Origin of the sequence: Yersinia nurmii (assembly GCF_001112925.1) — a bacterium.
In the GTDB taxonomy this organism is placed as follows: Bacteria; Pseudomonadota; Gammaproteobacteria; order Enterobacterales; family Enterobacteriaceae; genus Yersinia; species Yersinia nurmii.
In genome coordinates this window covers 122,211-148,727 of sequence record NZ_CPYD01000004.1, presented here as the reverse complement: position 1 = coordinate 148,727, position 26,517 = coordinate 122,211, and the positions used below count along the sequence as shown (strand labels likewise).

The following is a 26,517-nucleotide window of genomic DNA, read 5'->3' as shown; positions in this document are numbered from 1 at the left end:
ATATCTCCTGGTTAAACATGAAAAAACCGAGCACATGAAGGCGAATACGCTCAATAAATGTGAACTATACGATTGTGGACTAAAAGTAATGTTGCTCGGCAATCCATATTATTTATGGCTATTTTTGATAGCGCAGTTTGAAAATATAAAGACAGCATAGTGAGAATGAAAATAGCCTGCCCGATTAAATAAATGACTAAATCAGGCAGGCTAGTGCTTCAGCGTAATTTAACGGCGGTATTTTTTCTGGCCTCGTATTTCAGTTCAGTCATACCAAACTCGCCTCTTGTTCTATGTTTTTTATGTGGTTTTAGCTCACCAAGTTCTAATAACGTTGATGCCGAAACCTCACCATTTTTATCTTTTGTTAATAGGCTGAAAGATACACCCACGGTATTTGCATAACCTTCGGTTCGGTAATTTAGAATATTATCTGCGTCTCTATGTATTTCACTGCCTTTCTTACCGTTGTAGGCGATAGTTCCCTTATCGAAATAATCCAATATCGTTAATAAGCTGTCATTAGCAGCTTCTGGATTCAGTGCAATACCGGCATCCGGAATTAACTTATTCAACAGTCTGAAATTATCTGTCACTCCGTGTTCACCCGTTAGCCAATTTTCGGATGGTGTTCCAGTTCCGGCATGCAAAGCATAAAAATTATTCCCCTTAACGCCGGTAATCATCGTACATCCGGTTAATGTCCCAGCCGTCACGAGCACAGAGCGACCTGGTTTTATATCATTCAAATTGATATTAATCCCTGCGGCACCCTGTACACCGTTGTGAAGAACCACCAGATCAGTATTATTTTTTAATGGTTTAGTTTCCCAATGTATTCCCGCATACCATTTAGCAGACTTATTTGCGGAGGTGATATTCTCACCTGAGGAAACTTCTAGCACCTCTCGACGATCTTCAGCAGAAAGTCCCTTGTGGTTTTGAGGCGGAAAGTCTTTATCCCTATCCTGTCTGGAAAACAGGAAATCAATGTCAATCTCACTTTCTGCGCGGGTATAAAATGGCCCGGTTCCTTTGAGGGATGAAATAGTTAATGTGTCTTTCTTTCGAAATGAACTGATGCGCTCAAACAAACTCGGTGCCAAACCATCAGGATCATGAAGTACAATCGGGTTATTCCTGACCATTCTAAATAGATTCAGCCCATCTATCGTCCCCGCGGGATCGGCACTCAGCCAGCGGCCAACCCACGGCTGATAGTAACGAAAACCGTAGTAATACAGCCCCGTGGCATCCCGTTCCTTACCTGAATATCCATAGGCTTTATCACTCGCTTCTCGTTGGCTGCGCGCCATCCACACCGCGGTACCACCATAGGGATAATATTCCTCCTGACTGATCAATTGCCCGGTTCCATCTACTTCTAACCCACTGCTGCCAATCAAATTATCGTAGCTGTAACGCAGCTCGTCGTTAGCCACTTCAGTGGGTTTCCCAAGCTCCCAGTGCATGACCTGCACCTGCGCCCGGCCTGCTTCGCCCATTTTTACCACCAGCAACGTTTCAAACAACGTATTACCCTGATGAATTGTTCTTCGTTCCAGACCCGCCAGATAGAGCACTCGCCGAGTTTGTGTATTGTTATTGGACTGCTGAATAGCCATTTTGCTAACGCGCTGGCTATTAGCATCATAACGGTATGTTTCACTATCAGATTCCTGCCCATCGCGCGCAACCGGCGTGACCTTCGCCAGTTCACCACGCGCATTCCAGCTTAACGTTTGGCCTGGCAATAATTGATTCTGACGTCCGGCTGCATCAAAGAATCCTTCCACTTTATCCGCGTCGTCGGTTAGCGAGCTTAATACTGCACGATTGCTATATTTTGAAACGGTTATATTAGTGGTGTAACTGTTATTGGTTGCGGCTGATGTATGGCGGATTTGCATCAAATTACCCGCAGAATCATAGCGATAATTGCGGATGTAATTGGTATATGCGTTGTCATCAATCGGAGACAATGTGGGAAGCTGACTGCCCTGTTGCGGAATGTTTGCCATTTCGCGCCCGCAGGCACCGACTAATTGGTACAAACTGTCGTAGATGTAGGTATTTTCTGGCACGACTTTCTGATTACGCCAGAAACGAGTCGCTTCCGCGTCATTGGTAATACGCAGCACGTTACCGACGGGATCGTAGGTATAACGCAAATCCTGAAACACCTTGGCCCCCGATAAATGCCCCGCTGGACGCTCGGTCCTGATACCGATTAAACGCTGAGTTTCCGCCTCATAGCTATAAGTGGTGAGCACACCATTACCGTGCTCTTCTTGCAGCTTTTGTCCGGCGGCCGAATAGGTCAGCGATTTGACTATGATCCGCTCTTGCCCGCCCTTTAAACTCAGCCAGCTGCTTTTAAGAAAACCGGCCACATCGTAGGCCAACCGCTGGGTATTCCCCATGGCGTCAGTGTGTACCAAGGTTTCGCCATTGGCGTCGGCTCGGTTGTAAGTGGTAAAAATTTCCGAAGTCAATAAGTCGAGCCACGCCGACTCATTCGTCCCCTGCCAGTCTGGCTCTGCACTCTCCAGCATTGGCTGATAGCTCGCGGATAAAGGCGTTCCTGTGAGCGCAATGCTCAGAGTTTGATTCAGCCCAGCACTGTTATAATGGCGTAAGCATTGCCCCGCGAGATTGTTCGCTTTTTGCGATACATCACTGCCAGCCCAGTAAAAGCGCTCAATAATTCGTTCTTCTCGATCTTTCTCCCTTTCACTGCGGCTGAGTACCCGCCCCGACCGATTTGCACCTTCATATTGCCAGGTATGTGACACGCCGGTGGCGGAAATGCTGATGGCAGGGCGAGCGGCAATATCATTCAGGGAAAAGATTGTGCCTGCATCAACGCCATCTGTGCGCAAAACTTCGCCGCTAAGGGTCGTAAAGTAAGATAAATTCGGCTTAACCGAACTATCCATCTTTCGTCTTTCCGCCAGACGCGGATCGAGACTTTGAGAAATAAACCCATAACGATCAAATTGATGAAAAGCTATACGCTCAGCAATTTCCTGCGGGGTATCTGGATGGCGATAATATCGTAACTCTCGTATAACGTGGCCACGGTTATCCAGCACGCTGACCCCCGGCGTGCCCTGATGGAGAGCAGAATCAGACTGGTTCATCTCGGTTATCCTTTTGATAGGGAATGGTTTTCAACACCATATTTTCTTCTTTTTATCCGCCCTACTACGATGTCGGGCGGATTTTCTTATGGGAACTAAATCGCCAGACTTGCTGCCGTATCGTTCTCATCCTGATTCACTACAAACCACGGGGTATACAAGCGTTCACGGCGATAACCTTTCGCGGTAATGACCTGATATTCTCGCCCTAACGGATCGTAAATATGCGTGTCGGCAAACAGGTCAGTACGTGCGCTGTCATCGCTGAGATAACGCCAATCATCAAGAAAATAGGGTTGGTAAACCCGAATTCCCTGCCCTTTTCCGTCGTATTCCGTGCGTCCGGAAACCACCCAACGGTTATCCGTCACCACTAAGGCTGGTGTGCCGGAAACATTTACCACCAGCGAGGAGTCTTCGCTACGTTGCCAGCTCTCCCCGGCTTCGACACGTTGAGCGCTTTGTAGAAGGCGGCCAAAACCATCACTGAATAGAATACGTTGCCGTAATTGTTGTTGGTCATCGCTATCGTAGCGATCGGTAGTAATAGTGAGGGAATGCGGTGGCGTGCGCGGAATCTCGGCCAATAGCGTCAACATCAGCACCGATAACCCTTGGCGCGCCATCCAGCGCCGCCGCCCCAGCGCGCAGACATAACCCTCTTCGGTGACAAAACGCGCCTGCCGCAATGCATTCCAAAGAGTGCCGTTATCCGCCATTCGGTCGGAAACATCGTGCTGCGTCAGTTTTTGCATCCAGCTTTCAGGCTCAAAAATGGCGCAGTGAGCCACCGGAATTCCGGGGCTTAACGCAAGAGCTTCCTCAATGGTGGCAGGTACCACAAAAGGCTTAGCTTGGGGAGTGCTGTATCCTACGTCTTTACCCGCTTCCGTTCCCCAAAACCGGCTGGCAATCACCTCCCCAAACGGATTCAAAGCCACGTAGTGCTGGTTATCATTGGCATCAGTCAGGCTATATGGGGTAAGGAATCGGTAATCGTAGCGCGCCTGTGTCACTAATTGAGCCGCATCCTGGGTTTCTATCACTACGCAATAATGCTTATCCCACTTCAACGTAGTTTTCCCTGTTAGCAACGTACTACGCTGGCTGAGAGGACGCCAAAATTGCGAAGAGTCACCGAATTCGCTATAACCTTGACGGGCAACCCAAACATCAGGCTCTGATGCAACCCCAAACAAGCGTGGAGCCAACTGATAACCGGCGGAGAACAGCAATTCATCGCGCGTTTTGCTGTCCAGCACACCGACAAAGGCCAGTAGGGTTTTCTCGTCCAGAATAGCGGTTTCACCGTAGGCCACCAGCGCCTGCAACGAAGGCTGTTCATCCACGCCGCCCTGATAAACCACCCGACTTTGGCCCAAATAAGTAAACGGCTGGTTCGAGCCGATCAGACTATTGGACCCGATGAGAGTTTCTAGCGTAAATCCGTTAGCCGGAGCACGTTCCTGATCATATTGATAGCCATCGTTTCGTTGCCCATTTGGCAGCCCTAACAGCCAGTTATCGTCATGGGTCAGATGAAAATAATTTTGCTGCTGTTTGGTCAGATACAGTTGCTGCTGCTGAGTGTCGTAGCTGCTATCAAACAGCGTTTCTGGTAAATCATCAGGATAGGGCGAATTTTCCGGTTTTTTACGTCGCGGGTAATTGATTGCCACACTTAATAATGGCGAACCATAGCGATCCGCTTTTATAACTACTTGCTGGCTACATTGGGGATCAGCGGCCACGCGTTGGTATTGATAACTTCGGGTTTCAATGGTGGAACACCATGCCGAAGGTACTGTGGTGTCGGTTGTGGGCAACGCCCGCACCTGATTACGCATTTCTGTGACAGAATAAGGAATCTCGGCTTCAGCTGTGCCATCGTCGCCATACAGTTCGCTGCGCAAGAGTTGGCCTTTCATCGCGCGATTCAGCCAAAAGGCATCATGCTCTGAAGGTATAAAAGCAACATCGGAACCCGCCTCTGAATCGTTTTCCCAACGAGTAAACCGAGGTGAGAAAGGGCTGAAAGCCTGATCGTCTCCGCCCCAAAACTCTGCGGATAACGTGGTGTCAATCTCAGGAATCCCCGTAGCATACCAGCTAACCGTTCGGGACGGATGAGTAGGAATGTCAACCGTTCCCTGCGCAAAACCATCGGTATCACGCTGAATCAACCGGCCAAAACCACGAAACTCTCGCTCTTGACCATCCCAAGAGCCATGGGCATATTCTTGCTCTTGAGTGAGACGGTTACCTGTAATCTCATCAAAAATCTCGCTACGCCAGTGTAAATGCATAGGAAATGGCAAACGACATTCGGGTTGCTGCCCCGCCGACTCGGCCAACTGTTTTTCATCCAGCCAGAACTGAGCCGAACTGCGGTAAAACAAGCAGGTTTCCGCCCCCCGATTATTGTTCATCACATTCAATAACCAAGGTTTATTCAACGCCAGATCGCAGCGCCAATGTGTGGGTGACATATGCGGCACCGTCATCACTAAACTGGCTATACCTAATCCTTGAATATCAGCCGCTTGAAGTTGGCATGTATTATCAAAATTCACACCGTCTGGCAGCAATAAAGAGATTGGTTTACTAAAGCGATTGCCGCTTTCGTTCAGGTAGATCTCTAGACATTCCGAATGAGCATAAATAATGTCGTTAGTGCCAGAACCATCAATATCAGCCAGAAACACCCGATCGGGGTTGAAACTGGTTTGTGGCTGACTAAATCCTTCCAACGTCAAAGGTTGGCCAAAGCGACCGTGTCCCATATTTGGCCAGCATTTCACACTATCTGCCGTGATTTCGACCAGATGCTGCTGACCCGACCCTAACATATCGGCAAAAGCGACTAATTGACGGGAGTCGACGCCAATGACCGGTAAGCTGACGTTTTCCGCCTGCGTGACATCCTGTGCCGGAGCCCAGTTCCCCTGCTGATTGGCATATAACCGCACGCTTTTAGGCCCGATAAGCACCAAATCAGATAATCCCGCGCCAACCAGATCTGCTAATTGTGCCTTCGGGTGAAAATACTCGGTGGGTAAGGTGTTCAATGGCGTGAAATGTGTCCATTCACCTGTCGAATGAATGCTATGAAAACCTCGTACTCCCGCGGAAGTGATGACCCAATCCAAACGACCGTCACCGTTGATATCCATCAGCGTCGCCCCCTCTTGCAAACGAGGGATTTTAGGCAACGCTTTCATTGCCCCATAGGTCACGGCATTAGAATCGCCCCCAATTTGGCGCTGCGGCGATTTGTACCACCAAGCACCCGGCGTTTCCTGATACAGAATGCCGGGAGTACCTTCACCATAGAGATCAATCATTTGGTATGGCTGATAGCCGTTAAAAGCCTCAAGCTGCGGCATTTCCTGCCAGCCAGGAATACTCCCTGTGTCAAAACGCTGATAGTCAAACTCCAACGGTGGCTGAGTGATTGGGTTGCCGTCAGTTTCATGCGCCACCTGACGGGCAGCGACCAACGTGCTGACACTGTTATTCAGGTCGTAATCCAACGTGAGTCGATGCACCAAAACGGGAATTTCGTCAGTCACATCTCGATCATTCAAGGCCTCCAGCCGATGGAACATCAATACTTGCTGGCATAAGCGACGAGTTCGAATTTCAAATCCATATTCGTAGCGGCTAAACATATCTGGCCGTGCTAACCAACCGACGGTTCCTTCCTCGAAAGCAGGAACTTTATTAATAGAGATATCTCGCTCACCGTAATCAAATACTAAATGGAATAACCACTGGGTGAGATTAGGCAGTTCGTCATCCAAAACAAATAAACTGGCTTGAGGGGAAATATTACCGTAGTCAATCCGCGATAAATAACGCTGGGCACTGTCCTGTGGGTGAAGCGCTTTTTCCACATCAGTACAATTGACTTGATTCTCACCGCTATATTGATAATAAATATGCTCGCCGGTAGGCGTAACCGTTTCTTCCAACAACCAGCTAGCAATCTGCGATGGATTTTCAGCATTAGCCACCCGACTATGGGGGTTTTTCCCCAGAATATGCGTTTGTCCATCGGGAGAATAGATTACCCAGAATGGCGTTCCCTCCGTTTGTTTGACGGGTTGCCAATATTCTATTTTGATAAAGTCTTGAATAAGGCGCGGCTGGTAGCGAGTGACCTTATAGCTGAAAGGCAATGGGATACCTTGTAAACGGCTAGCGGTTCTGACATCTTCAAAACCGCTATCATTTAAAGCAATGGCCATCACTTCCCCGGAAGGGCTAAGAAACTCGTCATCTTCGTTATATTGGGGAACCCCTTTTTGAGTACGACGGCTAATACTCATCGCACTACATTGCCATCCCATACCAAAAGGGCTATTCCCTGCACCGCTGCTATAACTCAACGAAAGCGCTGGGGCTACGCCACGACCTGCTGATAAGGGTAATGGCATGGAAAAGGTCACCATTCCATCAGGCCCTGCGTGACCAAATGATTCGCCCATCCCATTAATTGCCCCTCCGCCCTTCGGCAATGAAAGGGTCGTAATAGCCATTTCCTGTGAATTTTGCATAAAGACTCCTGTCAGCTATTAATCAATAGCCGAATATTGCCAGACCGTGACAGGTTATAAATAACGCCATTTTAAATAAGCAATAAAACAACCCGCCACGTTCCGCTATCTTATTTTTCAATTAATTTAAATTAATAGGCTAGATAATTAATAGAAATCAATCGCGATTAAATAACAGTTGGCGCTGTAAAACGCTTATTTGCTCTTAATTTCAGAAATTGATTTTAAGTAAATCTCTTTGCCTGGATTATACAGCGGCCCCATATCAATAGTTTCCTGATTTGACTGGGTAACGTAACCCAGTCCCTCTCTGGCCGCATTGGCTAATAACCCGCAATCCTGATCGCCAGACCAGGAAAATACGCCGCCTAATTTATTTTTCGCGGCATATTCACCTTTTTGTTTTACCGTTCTAGGCGTATCTAATGAAATAAAGTGGCCTTTAGCCTCGCTAAACAGAAAATCAGCATCGGCATTAGTGTCAGTCATCAACACAAAACCATTTTTACCCGTACTTAAGCTGTGCTCGACATCCATATAGTTTCTAACGATATCGAAGAATTCCGGAGCACCATTTTCCATCGTGCCTAACGCTGGGCCATCTTTGGTATACTGACGCGTTGTCAGATCCCCACCTACCGCTGAGCGCCCATAGTTAGCGTACCCCAAATGAATTTTTTCCATCGGAATAGCGAGTTCATTATGCAAATAATCAATCGCTGCTTCGGCCGATAAATCAAATAACTCTTGTTCGCCAGGGTCTTTGGGTGAATACAGGTTTGTATGATGACCAATATAATCGGCCCAGATGGTGCCAAAGAAGTCGTAGCTCATCAGATAAATATTATCCAGACCATTAGCAACCAACTGATCAATATTGGATTTCTTTAATTTGGCTTTGACGCCGCTACAGGCGATTGAGATCTCTTTTCTGTTACTGTACCCAAAACGGCTATCCAATGCGCTACGAAGCTCTTTAATCAGCAATACATAGTTTTCACCATCTTTATCACTGCTAATATTTCCCGCCTCGCCACCGCCACCGGGATACTCCCAGTCGATATCAACGCAACTGAACATTGGGAAACGTTCAAAGAAATCAACCACGCTGGCAACAAAAACGCGGCGCTCATCCGGGTTCTCCGCTAAAGCAGAGAAATAGCTGGATAAACTCCACCCCCCAATACTGAAGGCCAGATCGAGTTTATGGCCCATCGCATGAGCTTTCTTTTGTAGTTCACGCAATCCGCCCAATAAGCCCGCAGCACGGTTTTGCTGGTAATAAGGTAAAAATGTGCCAGATTCAATACTGGTATCGGCGCTTTCCAGCGGTAACCCGACGTTACGAGCGGTGCCTAAATCGCCATAGGGGTCCAACGGAACAATATGCCCCTTACTGATCTGAGGTAAACCTAAACTCGACGCCTGAGCATTCCATCCGTCCCAGACTTCCTGCACTTTTTTACTTTTATCCCCGATATCACCGCAAATACCGAGGAAACTGAAAATCAGTCGATCATAGGTCGCGGGATTTTGCATCAGCGTCGCTAAATCAAAACCACGTCCACGTTCTTCTTCTTTACTACCACCGCCGTCTAGACGAGCATCATATTGGCACCAGTCGGTAATATAAGCCGACAGCTTCGGTTTTGTTTTATCACCAACATAATGATTGTACATCGGGGCGCAAACTCGGGTTGCAGTGTAAGAAAGATTCCCTTGCGAGCCGTCTTCTTTATAATTTACGTCAGGGCGAGAATAAGTTTCCTCGGTATATTTATCTTCGACCAATATCGGTGAAGGAATATTTTCCGTCGGTTTAACATCTGCTGTGGTTGGGTTCCCTATTTTATTTATTTCGTCTACCGTTGCCGCCCGTACAAATTTCCAGGCATTGTGAGGGTTACCATCAGAACTACCAATGCCAGGAACCTGCCAGCGTTCAACCCAATAGGTATTGGTATAAACCTTACTATCAAATATAACATTAAATACCCGCCCACCGACCTGACTATTCCATGCAGCTAAAGGTTCACCAATAACATCACTAATATCAGACATTGCTTTAGATGAGGTGTAAGTATATTTATTGACCATAACCGAACTCCACTATTTTTGTTGGCTCCTTTGATTAAAAAGGAGCCAAGTGAGATAAATATGATTGAAAAAATAAATAGCTGATCAAAAACAGCAATTATTCATCGTTGTTTATATTGGCCAATATTTTCCTTACGCCCTGACTGAAAGTTGATGAGCCAATCGCGGCTGTATACTTCACATGTAGGATGACATCGTTGAGGCTATCCAAATTCTGTTTCAAATTGGTGAATTGCAAACGCCAGCTTGAATCAACGCCAGAACCTTCAAATGGCAGGAAACGCTCATCATCAAAATTAAGCATAAACAGCCCGCTATCATTCACCCCAGTCGATAAAGAGATCTGCTGATTGGGTTGAATACTACGAACCAAGTGCGGCGTATCGGCAAACGTTCTTTTAGTCAGCATATTTTCTACCGTCTTGAGGTCTGCCTGGGTGCTATAACTACTGGAGGTCTGAGTCAACTGCGCACACACGTCTTCATAAGGCCCAACTAACATCGGCAAACTTACCGAAACCGATTTAATTCTGCGCTGATACAGCTCTTGATAGTCCTCAACAAAAATCTGTTCTTCCAGATTAAAGTTAATTGGCGTTTTTTGTTTTAGCTTATTCAGCTCCGCAGGCCAGCTTTCACCGAGCAGTGCTTTCAACGAGATCGTTTTGGTAATTTCCTGACGACGAGAATTTTGCTCAACATAAACCCGCTCCATTCTCATTAACGCCAATTTCAGTGTTTCACCGGCCATCAATCCTTGATACAGATCGTTCCAACCGCCACCACCGACGAAACTCTGCTCGCCCAAATTCAGCTCATATAGCAAAGAAGCTTCTGCAGATAAACAAAGTGAAAGCACCGCATCGTAAGCTTGTAAATATAAACTGGAGAGTTGACTAATCAGCCAGGTATATAAACTTTCGTTTGTAAAGCGTTCGGAGAAATAAGCCAGTAGAGCCATTGCCTGCTGTTGTTGAGCTTCAACCTGTTCCAGACGTTTATTAGCTGCTTTAATTTGCATATTCTGCAAATTGATCTGCTGCTCAACAGAATTAACTTCCCATTCAGCCTGTTTATACTGCAACTCCCATTCCTGACGACGACGACGATAGGATTCAGAAACACTCAAGCTTTCAGATTTACTGCTGTCCGCCTGATACTTAATCATAATAATTTCAGCCGCAGCATTCAGCGGTGCGCCCCAGTGAGAGCCGCCAACGGCCAAACCATAGATATTCGGAATCACATCTAAAGCGGCGGCAGCCGTTCTCATTCCCTGAGCCATCAACAACGCATTGGCAGCCTGTGACTGTAACTCAATAACTTTTTGTTCCGTCGAAGAGATATTCTCGTCATACAGTTCTTTAAAGTGATCATAACGATCCTGAGCAGACTGTTTGCTAACCTGTAGTGCTTCCAGACTGGCTTTATTAATATCAATATCCTGCTGCTGCAAATCAATCGAGAAGCGATAAAGGTCGCCGCTCTGAATCATTTGGTAAGCGTCAAAACTCAAACTATCTTTGCGTTCTAACAGGCTCAATAAAGTACTGCCGAATTGAATAAGAGTCTCAACGCCCGATTTTGACCGGTTTAACATCGGCTCAAAACGATAGTTAGGGACCTTGAAGTTCATCTTACTGGCGTTTCTAGCGGTAACGACCCGCTGATAACGTTGCTTCATCAAACCGCGTGGAGAAATACTTGAATCATAAAGATCCATATTGATTTCTTTTCCATCCAACGTCAGGTTATGGCGCAAATTGTAAATACGGTTTTCAATCCGATCCCACAAACCCCTCAATTCGTTATTCATTGGATACATAAAGATATCATTATCCACGGCACTCATGGTTTGGTCATGCACGACAGGCTCAAACGTTAATGGCTGACTTTGCATTTCAATAGCACGAATTTCACTGTCCGTTTTATAGGACGCATCCTCAAGAGTGAGCGGTTGCCAGAAACTAGTCAGCTGCACGTCAGGGCGACGCCCTAATAATGAACTGGCCGTTGAATAACTCAGACGCGCCAGCGTTCTGGCCGACGGCTGCAATTTGCGATATTCCATGTCCCCTTGATCAATAATATTTTTGGTCAGGAAATTAAAGACTGCTTTACGGTAATGAATAGGATCGCTGGCAGCAATAGCATCGGGATCGCTAGGTTGCGTTAAGCTATAACCTGTAAATGGTTCATCCACTAACGGACGACTATTCCAATACGCCGGTTTGCCTAGCAATAATGCCGGTTCATCGTCGCATTCAAACGGATTAAACAAATATTTAATCCAACGGTTCGCATCTTCATAACGCTGTTCCACATTAAAGCGCCAGGACACCATAAATGGCATATGGAAAAATAGCTCCCAGAAATAAATGCCGTTTGCACCATCTAAATCGATAAGTTCAGCCGCGCCACCTAAAATAGCTTCTTCTAAACGACTATTCTGCGTTTCCCAACTTAAAACCAAATCCAGACTTCGGCTGGCCTTACCTATAAGTTCTTTAGCAAACAGCGTATTTAACCTAATCTGCTTTCCGATATACCAAACGTCAGCACTGGACGCCTCGGGGAACTGCAAATACTGAGTTTGGCTAAATTGTTTAATCTGGAATTTATCCCGGAGTTTTTTACCAACCCGGAGAGTAACTTTTATTTTTCCGCCTGCATCAACACCACCATTAGGCAAACTGAATCCAGTAATGATATTGACGTCACCTTTGTCACACATTACCAACGTAGTATTAATTTGCGGATCGTAATCTTCTGGCGTTAAAAGTTTATAGTTAAGCCAGCAACGATTATTATTTGCATCTTCCTTCCAAATGCCATAAATAATATTTTTACTTTTAGAAAAGTCATATTTATAGGTGGATGAAGATTGCAAATACAGGCTTAATTCATCGCCAGTATAATTAGAATTCAGCGTAAAATCATCGACAGTGCCAAAGCCTTCCTGATGAGTTTTATCCAATTCAATTGGCCAATCCCGGTTAATAATAACCGGATAGAGAATTAACTGCTTGTACTCCGCTTTGCCTCCATTGGCTGTCTCATGTAAATAGAACCAAACCAGATTAGCACCGTAATCATCCAGATCAGACAATCCTTTATCACCGTCTTCTGGTTTTGGCGGATGAGTGGTAGTCGGTAAATTACTGGATTCAATCAGCATACTATCGCAGATATAGCTAAATACGACGTCCCAATTTTCACTCATTTCTTTAAATGCAACCAGTGCTAGACGAGGCTCATCTTCCATGCGATCTACCACAGCGATCATTTCTTCCATCTGGTAAGCCAGCACTTCTTCTCTTAACGTTGTGCCCGAACTCCAAATACCGTCAAACCCTAAGTGAGCCAGTCGAATTTTAGTCCGATAACGTCCCGATACAATAATATTGCCGTTTTCATCCGTATCCTTTTCTTCCGCCACCTCAAACCAACTAATATAAAGGCGGTTGTCCATCATAATGGGCCGAACAATCCCGTTAGCAACATTTTCCAATGGTACGGATATCGCCTTCCATTCACTCCATGCCGTTGGATACAATTCTTGGGAATTGCTATTACGCTGACTGGCATCTAGAGAACGCCAGAAATAACGGTAGGGCTGCATTCGAGTTCGGGCAACGAAATAGGTTTTATCGTTCTCAATATCGATGCCGTCCTGATAACCGGCAATAATTTCCAGATTACTGACTTCCTCAAAATTATTCAGATAACCTAATACGGCTTTTTGCGCGACATCATCGGTTAATTTACCTTGATTCAAGGCACTTTCTAATTGAAAGAAGAACTCTGTCTTAGTCAGACGTAAAGTAGGATCAACATAAATTTCCGGGAACATTCTCAGTTGCTGGTTAGCGGCCCAATATCCATAACGATTGGCAAACTCTTCCCAGTCGGTGGCTTCCTGTTGGTTAATCGACAAACCAGGTTCAAGATTAAGTGCAATTCGATTGATATATTGCTGTACTGACTGCGTCACCAGAGACAAGCGTGAAGTAATGACCTTAGCCGACACTTGCGTATCCAGTAACAAATGATCATATAAATCATCAACGTTCTTAATGGTGCTCCTCAGATTGATAAAATCTTTGCTATTGGGAACAATTTGTCCCAGATAATAATCAACCAAGGCATCGCGTAGATCTTCTTGTAGTTTTGCTTCAATAGAATTAGACATTATCGCTATCTCCTTGTGCCTTTAACGCGGCCATGACTGCTTCACCAATTCCTTCCTTCAGAGAAAACTCAGAATTCTCCCTTAAATCGCCCATTTGCCATAAATAGTCGGTTGAAATCATCGTTTTCTCTGATAATTTCTGTAATCGTCTAATCCAATCGATTTCGAAAACATTCTTCACCTGAGGTGGATTTAACCCAAGTAAGGAGGCCGCTTTCAATATTTCACCGGAATCCCAAGCTAATATTTCCGCCAACAGCTCTGAACATTTCTCACTATTATCAACGGAAGGGTTTTCATCTTCCATTTCCTTTATATTTGCGAATGTAAGATATTCGTGAATACTATCTTCATTTTTATCTGCATTAGCCACCCACTCCTGATAACAGGTAATTAGATATATTTCACTTAGGGATAGCTGAGTTGATAATCTTGATTGTGTTAAACCAAGCCAGTCTGGTTGCGTCAGACGCAGGAATATAAATTCTTTATTGAGCTTTAACGAATTTATCAACTGGGTATAAATTAATAGGCTATATGTCAATTCACTTAACGCCGGATCTATACTGGCTATATCTGTAGGCGTGTTATTTAATACCTGATTCAAAACGCTATAAACATTACTACCTAACCAACGTAATTGAAGCGGCACCAAACTGCGCTCTACTCCATACTCAGCGGAAATAGTTTGTGATAACAGATTCTCTTGAGCGTTTTTGGCTTGAATCAAAATTTGCACGATAATACTCATGATATTGTTGTCGTTACTTACATCAATACTTTTTATTTTTTCCATGAGCATTTCTTCATCCGACTTGCCCCAGACTGGATGAATATCAAGCACGAGTCCATTCTTATCAATGACTTGATTCGTTAATAGAATGGCCCACCAGTCAGTTCCTTCTAACTCTTGGCGCTGAAAATCATCCGTTGTCAGACACACATTATCTGATAAACCGTTCGCAATACCTTTAAAGAACGTCACCATATTATTGGTCGGCACCACCGCTAATCGGGTAACACCTAAAAGTAATGCCAAGCTAGCCGGCGTTAATTTATTCTTAGTTAGCCAAACGCTTAGGTCTTCCAGTTTTAAAATAATACTAAGGAAATTTTTATCCTGTGTTTGTTTATCGTCAAGTGTAGGTTGTTTCGCTAAATATCCCATATCATCGGTCAGGATATTCATTAAAATCAATCCATCTTCCGTTGATAAACCGAAAGTTTGCGGAATACTAACCAGACGATAAAGGCTAGACACAACCTCAAAACTACGAACCAGCTTCCCAGCCTCCAATCCTAATGCACTTTCTACCAAAGGGGCAATAAACTGGAAAGTGACCGCCGATATATTCAAACCGGCACACAATTGTTTCACTGATTTAGCATCAGAGCCTTTAGCATCCAGATAGGTAAAGCTGCCACCATCTAAAACAAAGGGTTGGTCAAATAGTTTTTCACGATTAAATATGCGATCAAAGAACGAAATTTCACCGCTAATGGCGAAAGGCGTTAATTGATATAACCAAGAAGAAAATATTTCCGGCGTGATTTTATACTGTAAATTTAAGTGTCTGAATAAACCGAGGGACTTCAGCACCCGCTCAGTAATTTCCTGTTGTGAATTATCAACATCTGCCTGCATTGCCGATGTTAATAGCAGGTCCAGTTGATGAGAGGGCAAATCCAGCCAGCGTTGTAAGCGAATGAAACGATTTAACCGCTCCAATCGAAAGTTGGAGAGTGACTGAATTTCTCTGCCGTCCTCCGCCCTAATGATCGCCATTGCATTTCGTTGATGGGCATTAATATAAACGCCACCAAAATGGTAAGGGGCTGGGAATGGCTCATTATTGAAATAACTGCTAAAAATAGGATTAGCAAAGATGACATTAGGTGAAACAGTAGGTAAATTTTCCCCACAGCTCAATAAATTTTCAATCTCTTCAGCTTTTGAACCGGTTTGATTGCCAAAAGCAACGAGTTTGACTAACTGGCTGCTGTCTTCTGCACTCAAGCCAAAATTATTGATGAAGAACGCATCAGCTTCAGGCAGTAATTCCTCCCTTGAAGCCCCTTCTTTAGCAATGGCGATGCGGTAAGTCATGGTTAGGAAAGGTCGACTTTCCATTGCTTCGCCACTGATATTTTTTTTCACCCATTCGGCGGCATAAATATCCATATTGGCGAAATACGGGCCTTTGTCTAGGTTGCCTACGGTAGGATTATCTTCAGCAACAAAAGTCAGTTTCAATTGGCGACTAAAAGGAGAAGAATTATCAAAAGGCACCATACGAGCTTTGGTACGCTGATAAGTAATAATATTCTCACCACGTAATTTAATGGTAATCGTTTCTTTAGCCTGATTGCTACATGTCACCTCAATTACGTCATAAGGAGCGTCACTGTGCTCAACTAACTGAGTAGGCCCTGTTATATTGTCCGCACCTTCAACAATATATCCGTGGCGAGAAAGATCTGTTTCCGCCAAAATTTCCGTGGTACTGCCGCTCAAATAGCCAACGGAGAGTTCAGCCTGGGTAACAAAATTTTGGGTAAATACGTCAGGCGAACTTAGCAAAGCAATTTGCTCACTGCTTAATTGGGTGTATGCCAATAAAACCTGATTGTATTTTTCTTGAGTCGCATCCCAAGAAAACTGAGGATCAACACGTTGAATGACCGTTCCTAGCTCAATATTACTAGCACCGAGTCCTTTATTTATCTGTTGAGTAGGCAAGCTATAAGGCAGTGTAAAAGGGAAATGCGTATCCCCTAGGATTTGATTAACCTCTTTATCTGCATGGCCAGACTGGTCAATATATTCCCTAGCGCTACCTGACAGGACATCATTGATAATCGATAACGCCGTTACTTCTTTATTCAGTGCATCATTATCCAAAGATAATTTAGGAATATCGGCTCGACGTGTTTCTAATTTTCTTGCCTGATTTGAACCATCTAACTCCACGCTTTGAATAAACTTATACAGGTCCAACAAATAACTCGCTGGACTATCCAGTGCCTCTATAGCGCCGGGGCGACAGAAGTCATCCCAAGGCTCAGGGAATAGTTGATTGTACTCAGGTAGCTTATTCGTCTGTGATTCGTTAGATGCATTGGCCGATGAAAACGTTCCTGGTACTAATGGGCTATTATTCTTTTCATGTCGATTCTGGCGATATTTTTGTAAGACCTGATTAGCCATGCTAACGGCCTTATCAAAAATAACCGCCCCATTCCCTAATAAAGACTCATCGTGCCGTTTAATAAAACGCTGTCTGGAAACCTTAGCAATATCAAAAATAGAGCTATAACCTAACCCTAGTAAAGTCTCTGCCAAAGACTGGCTATATTGAGAACGATTACTTTTAGCTGTACTTGATAGTACTGTTACTTCTGGTTCAATTCTTGCTGCAGCAGCAAGTAAAGGAGAGATGCTCGATTTACTTTTTATCGCATTAGAATAATTATTATATTTATCCATTTCATTATTCCATCTTATTTTGAATGTAACAGGCTATTACGAATCACTTATAATTCGTTAATAGTATTAATTATCAGAGAGTATTTATTTGATATTACATGCTTCGCACTGTGGCTCAGCCGGTTCTGTATAGATAGGTAGTTCTTCATCGGAATCAAGATAAAATGGCGTCATGTCAATAACGTTATTTTTGATTCGTCGCCCCAACCCTTCATGCGCAGCATTGGTCAACATCCCGTTATCCTGATCGCCTGACCATATGAATAATCCCCCCAGGCCTCTATCTTTTACATATCTTCCTTTATCTCTAACCGAGCGCGGCGTATCCAGAGAAATAAACACTTTAGTCGCTTCACTGTACAGATAATCTGCTTTCGCAACTTTATCGTGTACAAGTTTATAGCCATTGCGTCCTTCCCCTTTTTCAAAGTCCATATAGTGGCAAATAATATCTGTCCACTCGAGGACGGAATGCTCAAAGCTGCCTAGCGTTTGGTTGGCATCAGTATAGGTGCCCTCTAAGGCCTCTTCTGACGGTGTACTTGTTGTTATCGTGGCATTCTTTGCATTTCGCGTATAGCCCGCATAGCCAATAAAAATGGCTTTAGGATTAACGTTATTCTTATCAATTAAATGAGTTACTGCATCATCAATCGAATACTTTGAATAGGTGTCGTTGGAATCTCGGTGAAGATTTGTATGATGAGACAATTTACCATCACCCAGGCTGAAAAAATCATAGGTCATTAGGTTAATACCGGTAACCCCCGCAGCCATTAGGTCCGGAATATTTGCTGCATCAATTTTTGCCGGGTCCGCAGAGGATGCGATGCTGATCCCTTTCAGATTCGAGATTTTTGCATTAGTAATTTCTTGAATCAAAGTGGCAAAATTAACGCCGTCAGTGGGGTCAAAGGGATTACCCGCTCCAGCAGACCCTGGATACTCCCAGTCAATATCGAGATGACTGAACATCGGGAATCGTTGAAAGAAATCCTTGATACCCTCAACGAAATTGGCCCGCAATGTCGTACTCTTGGCAATCTCGCTAAATAAACCGCTCATTGACCAACCGCCAATACTGAGGGAGAATTCTAGATCCTTATCAGCTTCATGAAGCTGTCTGAACCCACCCAAGAGCCCCTTGGCCTCCGCCTCATGATAACGTTCGTGAGCTTCCCCCGCCGCCCACTGCGTAAATCCGCAGTTTATGCTCGCGAGCACTGCGCCATCGGGATCGACGGGAATCGCCTTTCCTTTGTGGTTGGCGATAGCATCATTAGTATCGTTAGCAACCCCCAACCTAACTGCAACACCGGCATTTCCATCAGCTGAGTATTGTGTGTCACCGATTAATCCACCAAAGCTATAGATCAGTCGCTTAAAGGGCTTACCATTAGGTGTTTTAAGCCGTAATATATCCGCGCTTCTTCCGCCGGTATCACGAATATCCTTATTGAGTATTCTTGCGTCATATTGCGCCCAATCGGTGAAATAACAGAGCACGTCAAAATCGTCATTATCCTCATAAGTATTAAATACGGTTTTCGCCAATCGGGTCGGGGTCCAGGTGAGTTTATCTACCGACTTAGAAGGATCATAACTAAGCTTATTATAGGTCTCTTCTGCTGCGCCGAAGCATTCATTTTTATTGTCCCATACATATCCAGGATCTTGATCGAAGATGAGTATGCTATTTTCTTCTTTTTCCATTTCAGACTCCATTTTAAAATTAAGGTGTTATCGTTAAAAGTTTATTTCCTTTAGTTCTGATTATAATTCTTAGCGCTAGAGCTTATCCTGCAATAGAAAAGCAGAAATATTTATTTTATATAGCTCAACTGAGAAGCCTTAATGTTTTAGTAAGAAATCAAGAAAATTGACACAACAAATAGTATTACTGCGCCAACTAAATTTATCGATTTACTTCTTATTATCATCTTATTCCCGTGGCAACGCCGCTGTACATGCATGGATTAATCAATGGGTGCTATTTTAAAATCAAACCGTTCACCACTGATACTTAATAGTGGTTTTATATTTAATGTAAGTGATTTAGCCAACAAGCTAATCATTTAAATAAATATGTAAGTCATTTATAAATATACAAAAGAAAAATAACTTGTTTTCCTACAATTAGAATCAGATATAAGTTGAGCTTGGAAATAGCTCAGGTAAGTCACATGATGATAACCTTGCTCTATTTGTATTTATTCAAATCTAATAAATATAAATATCCACCTTGAACATTTATTAATTGAACTGCAGTTGATAACAGTCAGATTTAATACAAAATAAGCCAATATCACTAACTATGTAAGCAAATAAAAATCATAAATAGAAATTATAACAATCAGAGATTTGATTATTTTTAATAAAAACATGAGCCTAGTCAATATAATTAGTTTGAAATCAAAAGTAACCTTACAAAACTATTCTTACTGCGATATATTTGCATATGGCTGACTTTTATTATGGAGCGACGATGATATATTTTGTGGAAATTGACGACAAAGTGGTTTACAGCTGGAAAGGTAGCGTAGAATTGACAAATAAAGAATTTTATTTATTTATGGCTTTGATTAACAATGCAATCAACGGTGAAAAAATAGATCGAGATAACTTACTTTCATCAATCTGGCCAGAAAAAGAAACAACCATCAGTAATAATAATATCCACCAGCTATTTAGTCGATTGAAGAAGAAAACTGTGATAATAAGCGACGACTTAGAATTACAATCTTCACGAGGTAAATTTTATCGAATTAATAATAAAAAGAAAATCTCTGTTCACTATATTAGTCACAACAGCACTACTTACAAAATTCTTAGAATAACTTCCGCTCTCCTCCAGCGCTTATTTAAGCGAAGTAATTTAAGTAAAAACATCAGCACATCGTAAACCCCTTCGCCGCCCTTAGTTTAACGAGTAATGACTCACAGTTTAAGAGCATGGCTACCTATAAGGTATCATTGGTAGCCATGCATACACTAATGAAATCAAATCATTAATGTATGCATGATTTAACAGTAATTAACTAAGATTAGTTAATGGTAAGTGGGATGCCAAGCCCACTTTCTTCATATTATTTAATATCAAATTGCATGGAACATTTTAATAAAATTCTCATACGATTCGACTACAGGAACACTAACTCCTTGCTCTGTAAAATATACTATTGCAGCACCGCTACTGCTTCTCTCTATATATGAAATATTCCAGTCGTGTAATGCGACTTTTGGCGTTCCATTATCACTGCGTTTTGTTTCGACAAATTTAGGTAGTTTCTTACGGGCTTCAGAGTATGTTTCGCTAACGACATGAGTGATACTACCAACACAATGCAAGTTGGTGATATTAGCCTCGCGTGTGTTTTCCTCGACATATAAAATAGCCGTTTTACTAATTGTAACTGGTGCTCCTGAGTGAGCCAGTTTGAAATCCACAAATCCAGACATAACAATCTCCTTATCAAATTGGCTGGATAAACATATCAAATTCAAAAATCATATTTTATAAACAAATTTTAAATAAAGTGATTTTTATAATTACTTTTATCTGAGAGTCCAGTTAAACCTTAGTGATATAGACATTAAAATAATTCGTTATATTTATTTACCCCACATAGAACATCATCGTATATCGATAAATATTCTATTTTATTTCAATGCGTTAGCAGTGATTTATTCATGAAAGGAAGATATACGTAAAGATGAAATTCAATATGAGCGTTCTACGGGCAAAACTCCATGGGAATGCTCGCTGCCTTCATCGATAGTGGTTAAAAATACCGCCACCGAAGTGAACCTTAAGATTTAGAGTGTTAATGCACCAATAGGAATACAAGATTCCCGCTATCTATTCTGGCCAAACAACAATTCAGTTGTCTGTTCGTCAATGGCACCACTATGTTTTCCGTCGACACCGTAATAACGATCTTTACGGCATAATCTTTCTTTCACGTCACAGAATATACCGTTTACAAAGGTAAATTGCGTGCGATCGAAATCCCCCTGAGAGACTAACCGCTGACTTTTCTTTTTACCTAAATACCGCTCTGTCAGCGGAACTGATATGCCATTTTTGGCATCGGCACAAACGTATTTGTCGCATACAACGCCTGGAGTCGGCGATTGCAGCCGATTTTTAGTTGTTGCCGCGTCAGCATAAGCGGCAACAAAACCCAATGATAAAACCAACATAGCCAGTGATTTATTCATCGTTTCCTCAGTTGTAGCTAAAATTTGGAGCGGTCAGCGGGAATCGAACCCGCATCATCAGCTTGGAAGGCTGAGGTAATAGCCATTATACGATGACCGCACTGGTGCCTCTTACTGAACAGAAAATCGCAACCAACGTTTGGTTGCCAACCCACATACCTGACTGTCCAGATATTCTCCATCATACAAATCCGACCATTACTCGCAATAAGATTAGTCAATAATACAACTTTTTTATCATAACATCAGACTACCCGCTTTTGAGGTGGTAGTTACAGAACACCTTTCCATCAAATCCGATCAACACGGGATAAACGTTTTTATCTCCATACTGAGCATAGATGTCGATGCAATGTTCAAAGACTCCGCTGATAGCAACGCCCGTTAAAACTAAGCGTGTTATTATCCGCTCACACAATCTATCCGAGTCTCCTGATGTCTAAGATTATCGATACCTTTATTGCCCCGCCGTGCCATGACAAGATCGAGTATCTCTATCAGGACGATCACCTAGCGCTGATTAATAAACCCTCCGGGCTGCTCAGCCTCTCGGGAAAAAATCCGCAAAATCTCGACTCGGTACATCATCGGTTGGTACAAATATTCCCCGGTTGTACCCTGGTTCATCGCCTTGATTTTGGGACTTCCGGGCTGATGGTTATTGCCCGCAATAAGGCTATCAATGCCGACCTCTGCCAGCAGTTTAGCCAGCGCACAGTGACCAAAGTTTACAGCGCGCTGCTTTGCGGACATCTGGACGACGACGACGGGGTGATAGACGCGGCGATTGCCAAAGATCCGGCGCTGTTTCCGCTGATGTCGATTTGCTCAACCCACGGTAAACCTGCTCGTTCCCATTATCGGGTCGTTGAGCGTTTTTATCGCAAGCTGGAAGATGGGACGTTGCTGCCATTGACGCGGGTTCAGCTAATGCCGGAAACCGGGCGAACTCATCAGCTCCGCATTCACTGTCAGCTGTTGGGCCACCCTATTTTGGGCTGTGACCTGTATGGCGGCCTTCTGTTACCCGGCGCCGAACAGACAGCGCGACTGATGCTGCACGCGAGTGAGTTGCATTTCGTCCATCCCATCAGCCAAAAGTTGATCAAAGCTCGTCATACTAGCCCGTTCTGATAGCGAAAATATCTATAATGATGCCACCGCGAAGGCACTGAGTATGGCGCTAAAGTACAGATGATCGGATTGAACATGAAACCTTAATGAAAAGCCCTTTAGGACTTTTCATATGTCGGGATCGTCAAAGCATCTATTACCACATCAGATCGTCTGGGACTTTAAAATCAGCATAGGGATCTTCTTCGTCCTGCTCTTCCTGACTCAGCGCGCTATTTAATACAATACTGCTCGCATCTCGCTGCGCAATTTTATCGGCTACGCTCGCAGGAATAATCGCATATTCCCTCTCATCACTGTTATCAGCAACCAAACGAGCAATAGCCAAACGACCACTGATCAACTGAGATTGAGTCAGCTTATCCACAGCTATCTTTTTAATTAAGTTATTATCTGTGAAGTTAAAATCAATATTGCCTTTTGATATATTGATTCTATTCATTTCAATGAGCTGTTTCACCTGAGCTTTATGCTCTTTAGATAAAGCCGCTTGTTTCTGTTGTTCGCTTAGCTGCTTATCGCGCTCAAGCTGTGCTTTTTTATTTTCTTCCACAGCCTCTCTTGCCTCACGGGCTTGTACCCGCGATTTTTTAGCCATTTTTTGGACTTTGGCCATTTTTTTGCTGGTGACTAATCCAGCTTTGAGCATCTGCTCTTGTAAGGTGAGTTTTGTCATCTTCGTTTCTAAACCAGTTGAATAATTTCTAGGATTATACCTGTAATTCTTGAGGCTGTAACAGATTGCAGGATTTGAACACTGTTTGGCTTAAGTTTGGTGAGGTTTGTTAGTGGGGGGACATTAGGAAAATCTTTTACTTATATTCCCAGTATCCATATAGAAAAAATCAAGCCTTAACCTTCACTCACGCCCGCGACATCGTTGATAGCAGCGCATGTCTCGTTTCATCTGCCTTACGCGCTATATAAAACCCGAACCAGGTATAGGCAGAGTTGAATCAGCCTTAATGAATCCAGCAAATAAACCCGAGTCACTTACCTACTCTAATCAAACAAATCACTCTGCGTTATGCTTCTCCTACACAACAACTGAAGGATAGCGTCTGCAAACAGTAAAACTGAACGACGGTATTGAAATTCTCCTGTTAGGTTTTTGGTATATTCTAGATATCTGATGCCATCGAAACGGGATATCGCCTGATTGATACTGCAGCATCTTATTATAATGAAACTCAGGTCAGTAATGCGCTGAAACAGAGCGGCATTGCACGTAACAAACTCTTTGTCACCACGAAACTGTGGACAGGAAAAATTCTCGTCATTGAGGTAAGCAGCATCCATCCCGATAGACTTGCCGACCTTATCGCTTTTAACCAGGTCCTCCTTGCTGTAAACCAGATTGAAGTCCCCCCTTTTAATCAGTAGCTACAGGCCGTGCCGTGGATGCAAAAACGTTATCTCGGTCAATCCAGACTCGAAGTGTCGGCACTGGATCTGGGGTGTATGGGCCTCAATTATAGTTATGGCCCGGCTACTGATACTCGTCAGGCAATTTAACTGGTTGGGCGGCGTTGAACGTGGTGTACCTTCTTCGATACAACCAACGTGTATGGCCCATATCTGAATGAAGAAGTTGTTGGCGCAGCGTTAAAACCATCTCATAGGGTAGTACTCGACGTCTTGGATACTTCAACTCCTCTAATCTCTCTGAATAAATTAGGTGTAACGTTGCAACATCATCAGTAGTCATGATTGAACTGTATTTATCATCTGTAATAAATCAATCTTCATCGCCTATATTCCTATGAAGAGTCATTTATTATTCTCCCGTCATGTGACGATTTTATCCCCTAGAAACTGGATGAAATTTTTTACAAAAAATGAACACCACCAGTTCTAGGGCGCTAACCGACAGCGATATCGAGTGGATTGGGGATCTCAATTTTGGGCATATTACGATATCGTTATTAATCTGGCCTTTGCGGGAATAAATACAATATAAAATGGTAACTCGTAAAAATACCCAAGCAAGCTAATATGGCGATATACCAATGTTCAAAATAGAAAAATGATGCAACCATCAATACTATTGCGATCAGAGCAACGGCATTTGCCGCCATATAAGAAAGATAATATAGAAAATCGACTAAGATTTTTTTAATTGTTGAGTTGGCTGATGACATTATCTATTACCCTCTTGGAATTATCATCTCATGCCTGTGCTTGCATACTGCTGACATCCACATGTAATGGTCAAGCAAAATTGGCCACGGCTTTGCTTTATTTGATATCTCCACAGAAACTGTCTGAAATTCGTGCTGGTATAGTGGCTACTATAGTGCCCGTGGGCTTCGGTATTCTACCTGAGTTTTTCCCTACACTTCTCATTCGTCTCCAGACTCTGTCCACACCGTACTGTTGCCCGGTATCACGCAAGTCGAGATGGATCTTGCGATAACCATAAAATCCACGCGGGTGAACATCCAAAATCCGGTAAGGCAAACGAACAGACCAGCCATTTAATCTAGGCATAAAAGGCTGTGGGGGTTGATATCAAGCCGTACAGCCACGCTGGAAAGAGAATGACCGCGATCAACAACCTGTTTTACCACTGCAATGTTAGACTCTTCGGGATAATGCTTACCGCTCTTTAAGCCATCTTAAATAACTCTGAGGTGTCGGTTGAACCCGTGGCGATTCATACATCACGATTGATGTATGAATCGCTCAATGACTGAGCGTAATTCTAAAATATCAAGAGGCTGAGGTTTTTTGATAAAAATAGGCATAGTTCTCTAAAATCAAAACTTGAATACTGTTTGAGTCTTGCTAAATAGAAAGATAAGGGCGAATCTTAGTATTGCATGATAATAGTAATATCCGTTTCTGCCACAATATTGACTGGCAACTTAAATTTCGTTTAGTTCTGTAAAAGAGCTAGCTAAAGTCAACGCTAGCCCTTAGTAAGAGCTACAGCTATTTTTTACTTGATCGGCATTTCCGGCACCAGCTTTGATTCGTTGCGCCTGCGGGGATTGTTCTAAACCCGAAGAGACTTTGCAACTCACTAGCCGTATTTGCAGTAGTCTGTTTGCAATTAGGGCATGTATGAGAAAGGTTTATTGTACCTGCCATTTTAATCTCCTTTATATATCACCACGTTCTCTTAGAATCTTCATAGCCATGCTTTTTTCACAATCGCTCGCTGAACTGAAGAATCCCTCTGATTTGATCATGCGTTTCAATTCCGCACTGTCCTTGCTTTCCAAGCGCATTTTAATGGCCTGTAGCTTATTTGCTTGGGCATCTAATGCAGTAGCAACTCCTTTAACAATTTTTCCTGTTACACTCCAAAATCCCACTTTACGACTCCGCAAAATTTTTCATAAGGTTTTTAGGTTAGATCATTCTGGTTTGTAGGGTACTTCGTATAAATAAGAAGTTATCGGCACATACTGGTTAAACTTGAGTAAGCAAGCTGCAAAAGGGGGAATCAACAATAGGGAGGGCTCTGTCGCATTAAACCATCGCCGGGTAACATGCTATTTTTTTACGACGTTACCTGAGCATGTCTCTGACCTGAAATGCCTTCAAACGACTTCATTATCCTTGTTGATATTATCGCCCAATGTGTTCACTGGTATCATGCATATTCGCTCAGTTTGCGTGACCTAGAAGCAATGATGGCGGAATGCGGTATTATCGTTGACCACTCCACACGCCATA

Annotated in this window: 12 protein-coding genes, 1 tRNA gene and 4 pseudogenes; 5 read left to right on the top strand and 12 right to left on the bottom strand. The window is 43.4% G+C overall.

What is annotated here, in order from left to right:
* Nucleotides 1-218 precede the first annotated feature (218 nt).
* From yenC1 to chi1, 6 genes are all read right to left on the bottom strand, one after another.
* A complete protein-coding gene (yenC1, locus tag AD970_RS06895) occupies nucleotides 219-3,143 on the bottom strand; it encodes an insecticidal toxin complex toxin subunit YenC1 (RefSeq protein WP_053215264.1) in 2,925 nt (974 codons plus the stop codon).
* Nucleotides 3,144-3,238: 95 nt separating this feature from the next.
* Nucleotides 3,239-7,702: an insecticidal toxin complex toxin subunit YenB gene (gene yenB / locus AD970_RS06890; RefSeq protein WP_049597578.1), complete on the bottom strand. Its 4,464-nt coding sequence runs from the start codon at nucleotides 7,700-7,702 to the stop codon at nucleotides 3,239-3,241.
* 195 nt (nucleotides 7,703-7,897) lie between these two features.
* Nucleotides 7,898-9,799, bottom strand: coding sequence for an insecticidal toxin complex chitinase Chi2 (gene chi2, locus AD970_RS06885; RefSeq protein ID WP_049597577.1), 1,902 nt, complete (start codon nucleotides 9,797-9,799; stop codon nucleotides 7,898-7,900).
* A gap of 97 nt (nucleotides 9,800-9,896) precedes the next feature.
* Complete coding sequence (yenA2, locus tag AD970_RS06880) at nucleotides 9,897-13,991, bottom strand: insecticidal toxin complex toxin subunit YenA2 (protein ID WP_049597576.1); 4,095 nt, start codon at nucleotides 13,989-13,991, stop codon at nucleotides 9,897-9,899.
* Nucleotides 13,984-17,478 (bottom strand): insecticidal toxin complex toxin subunit YenA1, encoded by a 3,495-nt coding sequence (yenA1, locus tag AD970_RS06875; protein ID WP_049597575.1) that lies wholly within the window; start codon nucleotides 17,476-17,478, stop codon nucleotides 13,984-13,986. Before yenA1 ends, yenA2 begins: the two co-directional genes overlap by 8 nt.
* A gap of 84 nt (nucleotides 17,479-17,562) precedes the next feature.
* A complete protein-coding gene (gene chi1 / locus AD970_RS06870) occupies nucleotides 17,563-19,191 on the bottom strand; it encodes an insecticidal toxin complex chitinase Chi1 (protein ID WP_235786913.1) in 1,629 nt (542 codons plus the stop codon).
* A gap of 784 nt (nucleotides 19,192-19,975) precedes the next feature.
* Here chi1 and AD970_RS06865 point away from each other — a divergent pair.
* Nucleotides 19,976-20,380 (top strand): helix-turn-helix domain-containing protein, encoded by a 405-nt coding sequence (locus AD970_RS06865; RefSeq protein ID WP_162199317.1) that lies wholly within the window; start codon nucleotides 19,976-19,978, stop codon nucleotides 20,378-20,380.
* A gap of 194 nt (nucleotides 20,381-20,574) precedes the next feature.
* On the opposite strand, the gene AD970_RS06860 is transcribed toward AD970_RS06865, so the two are convergent.
* From AD970_RS06860 to AD970_RS06850, 3 genes are all read right to left on the bottom strand, one after another.
* Nucleotides 20,575-20,937 (bottom strand): hypothetical protein, encoded by a 363-nt coding sequence (locus AD970_RS06860; protein WP_049597572.1) that lies wholly within the window; start codon nucleotides 20,935-20,937, stop codon nucleotides 20,575-20,577.
* A 396-nt stretch (nucleotides 20,938-21,333) separates the two neighbouring features.
* Nucleotides 21,334-21,699, bottom strand: a complete 366-nt coding sequence (locus AD970_RS06855) for a YcgJ family protein (RefSeq protein ID WP_049597571.1) — start codon at nucleotides 21,697-21,699, stop codon at nucleotides 21,334-21,336.
* 25 nt (nucleotides 21,700-21,724) lie between these two features.
* Nucleotides 21,725-21,799, bottom strand: a tRNA-Gly gene (locus tag AD970_RS06850).
* A gap of 335 nt (nucleotides 21,800-22,134) precedes the next feature.
* On the opposite strand from AD970_RS06850, the gene AD970_RS06845 reads away from it, so the two are divergent.
* Nucleotides 22,135-22,833 carry an RluA family pseudouridine synthase gene (locus AD970_RS06845; protein WP_049597570.1) on the top strand — a complete coding sequence of 233 codons (699 nt, stop codon included), beginning with the start codon at nucleotides 22,135-22,137 and terminating at the stop codon, nucleotides 22,831-22,833.
* A gap of 136 nt (nucleotides 22,834-22,969) precedes the next feature.
* Here the strand turns inward: AD970_RS06845 and AD970_RS06840 are convergent, their stop codons facing one another.
* Nucleotides 22,970-23,509, bottom strand: coding sequence for a DUF2058 domain-containing protein (locus AD970_RS06840; protein ID WP_049597569.1), 540 nt, complete (start codon nucleotides 23,507-23,509; stop codon nucleotides 22,970-22,972).
* A 385-nt stretch (nucleotides 23,510-23,894) separates the two neighbouring features.
* Here AD970_RS06840 and AD970_RS19335 point away from each other — a divergent pair.
* Nucleotides 23,895-24,213 (top strand): annotated as a pseudogene (locus AD970_RS19335) (aldo/keto reductase); the annotation flags it as partial.
* A gap of 21 nt (nucleotides 24,214-24,234) precedes the next feature.
* Nucleotides 24,235-24,465, top strand: a pseudogene (locus AD970_RS19820) (aldo/keto reductase); the annotation flags it as partial.
* Nucleotides 24,466-25,130: 665 nt separating this feature from the next.
* On the opposite strand, the pseudogene AD970_RS19580 reads toward AD970_RS19820, so the two are convergent.
* Nucleotides 25,131-25,439: pseudogene (locus AD970_RS19580) on the bottom strand (IS3 family transposase); the annotation flags it as partial.
* A gap of 498 nt (nucleotides 25,440-25,937) precedes the next feature.
* Nucleotides 25,938-26,153: a hypothetical protein gene (locus tag AD970_RS06835; RefSeq protein WP_049597568.1), complete on the bottom strand. Its 216-nt coding sequence runs from the start codon at nucleotides 26,151-26,153 to the stop codon at nucleotides 25,938-25,940.
* Nucleotides 26,154-26,377: 224 nt separating this feature from the next.
* Here AD970_RS06835 and AD970_RS18725 point away from each other — a divergent pair.
* Nucleotides 26,378-26,516 (top strand): annotated as a pseudogene (locus AD970_RS18725) (IS6 family transposase); the annotation flags it as partial.
* Between the last annotated feature and the right edge of the window lies 1 nt (nucleotide 26,517).

Bases quoted from the DNA above. Each gene is read 5' to 3' on its own strand.
- yenC1 (WP_053215264.1), bottom strand. From the start codon at position 3,143: ATGAACCAGTCTGATTCTGCTCTCCATCAGGGCACGCCGGGGGTCAGC.
- yenB (WP_049597578.1), bottom strand. From the start codon at position 7,702: ATGCAAAATTCACAGGAAATGGCTATTACGACCCTTTCATTGCCGAAG.
- chi2 (WP_049597577.1), bottom strand. From the start codon at position 9,799: ATGGTCAATAAATATACTTACACCTCATCTAAAGCAATGTCTGATATT.
- yenA2 (WP_049597576.1), bottom strand. From the start codon at position 13,991: ATGTCTAATTCTATTGAAGCAAAACTACAAGAAGATCTACGCGATGCC.
- yenA1 (WP_049597575.1), bottom strand. From the start codon at position 17,478: ATGGATAAATATAATAATTATTCTAATGCGATAAAAAGTAAATCGAGC.
- chi1 (WP_235786913.1), bottom strand. From the start codon at position 19,191: ATGGAAAAAGAAGAAAATAGCATACTCATCTTCGATCAAGATCCTGGA.
- AD970_RS06860 (WP_049597572.1), bottom strand. From the start codon at position 20,937: ATGTCTGGATTTGTGGATTTCAAACTGGCTCACTCAGGAGCACCAGTT.
- AD970_RS06855 (WP_049597571.1), bottom strand. From the start codon at position 21,699: ATGAATAAATCACTGGCTATGTTGGTTTTATCATTGGGTTTTGTTGCC.
- AD970_RS06845 (WP_049597570.1), top strand. From the start codon at position 22,135: ATGTCTAAGATTATCGATACCTTTATTGCCCCGCCGTGCCATGACAAG.
- AD970_RS06840 (WP_049597569.1), bottom strand. From the start codon at position 23,509: ATGACAAAACTCACCTTACAAGAGCAGATGCTCAAAGCTGGATTAGTC.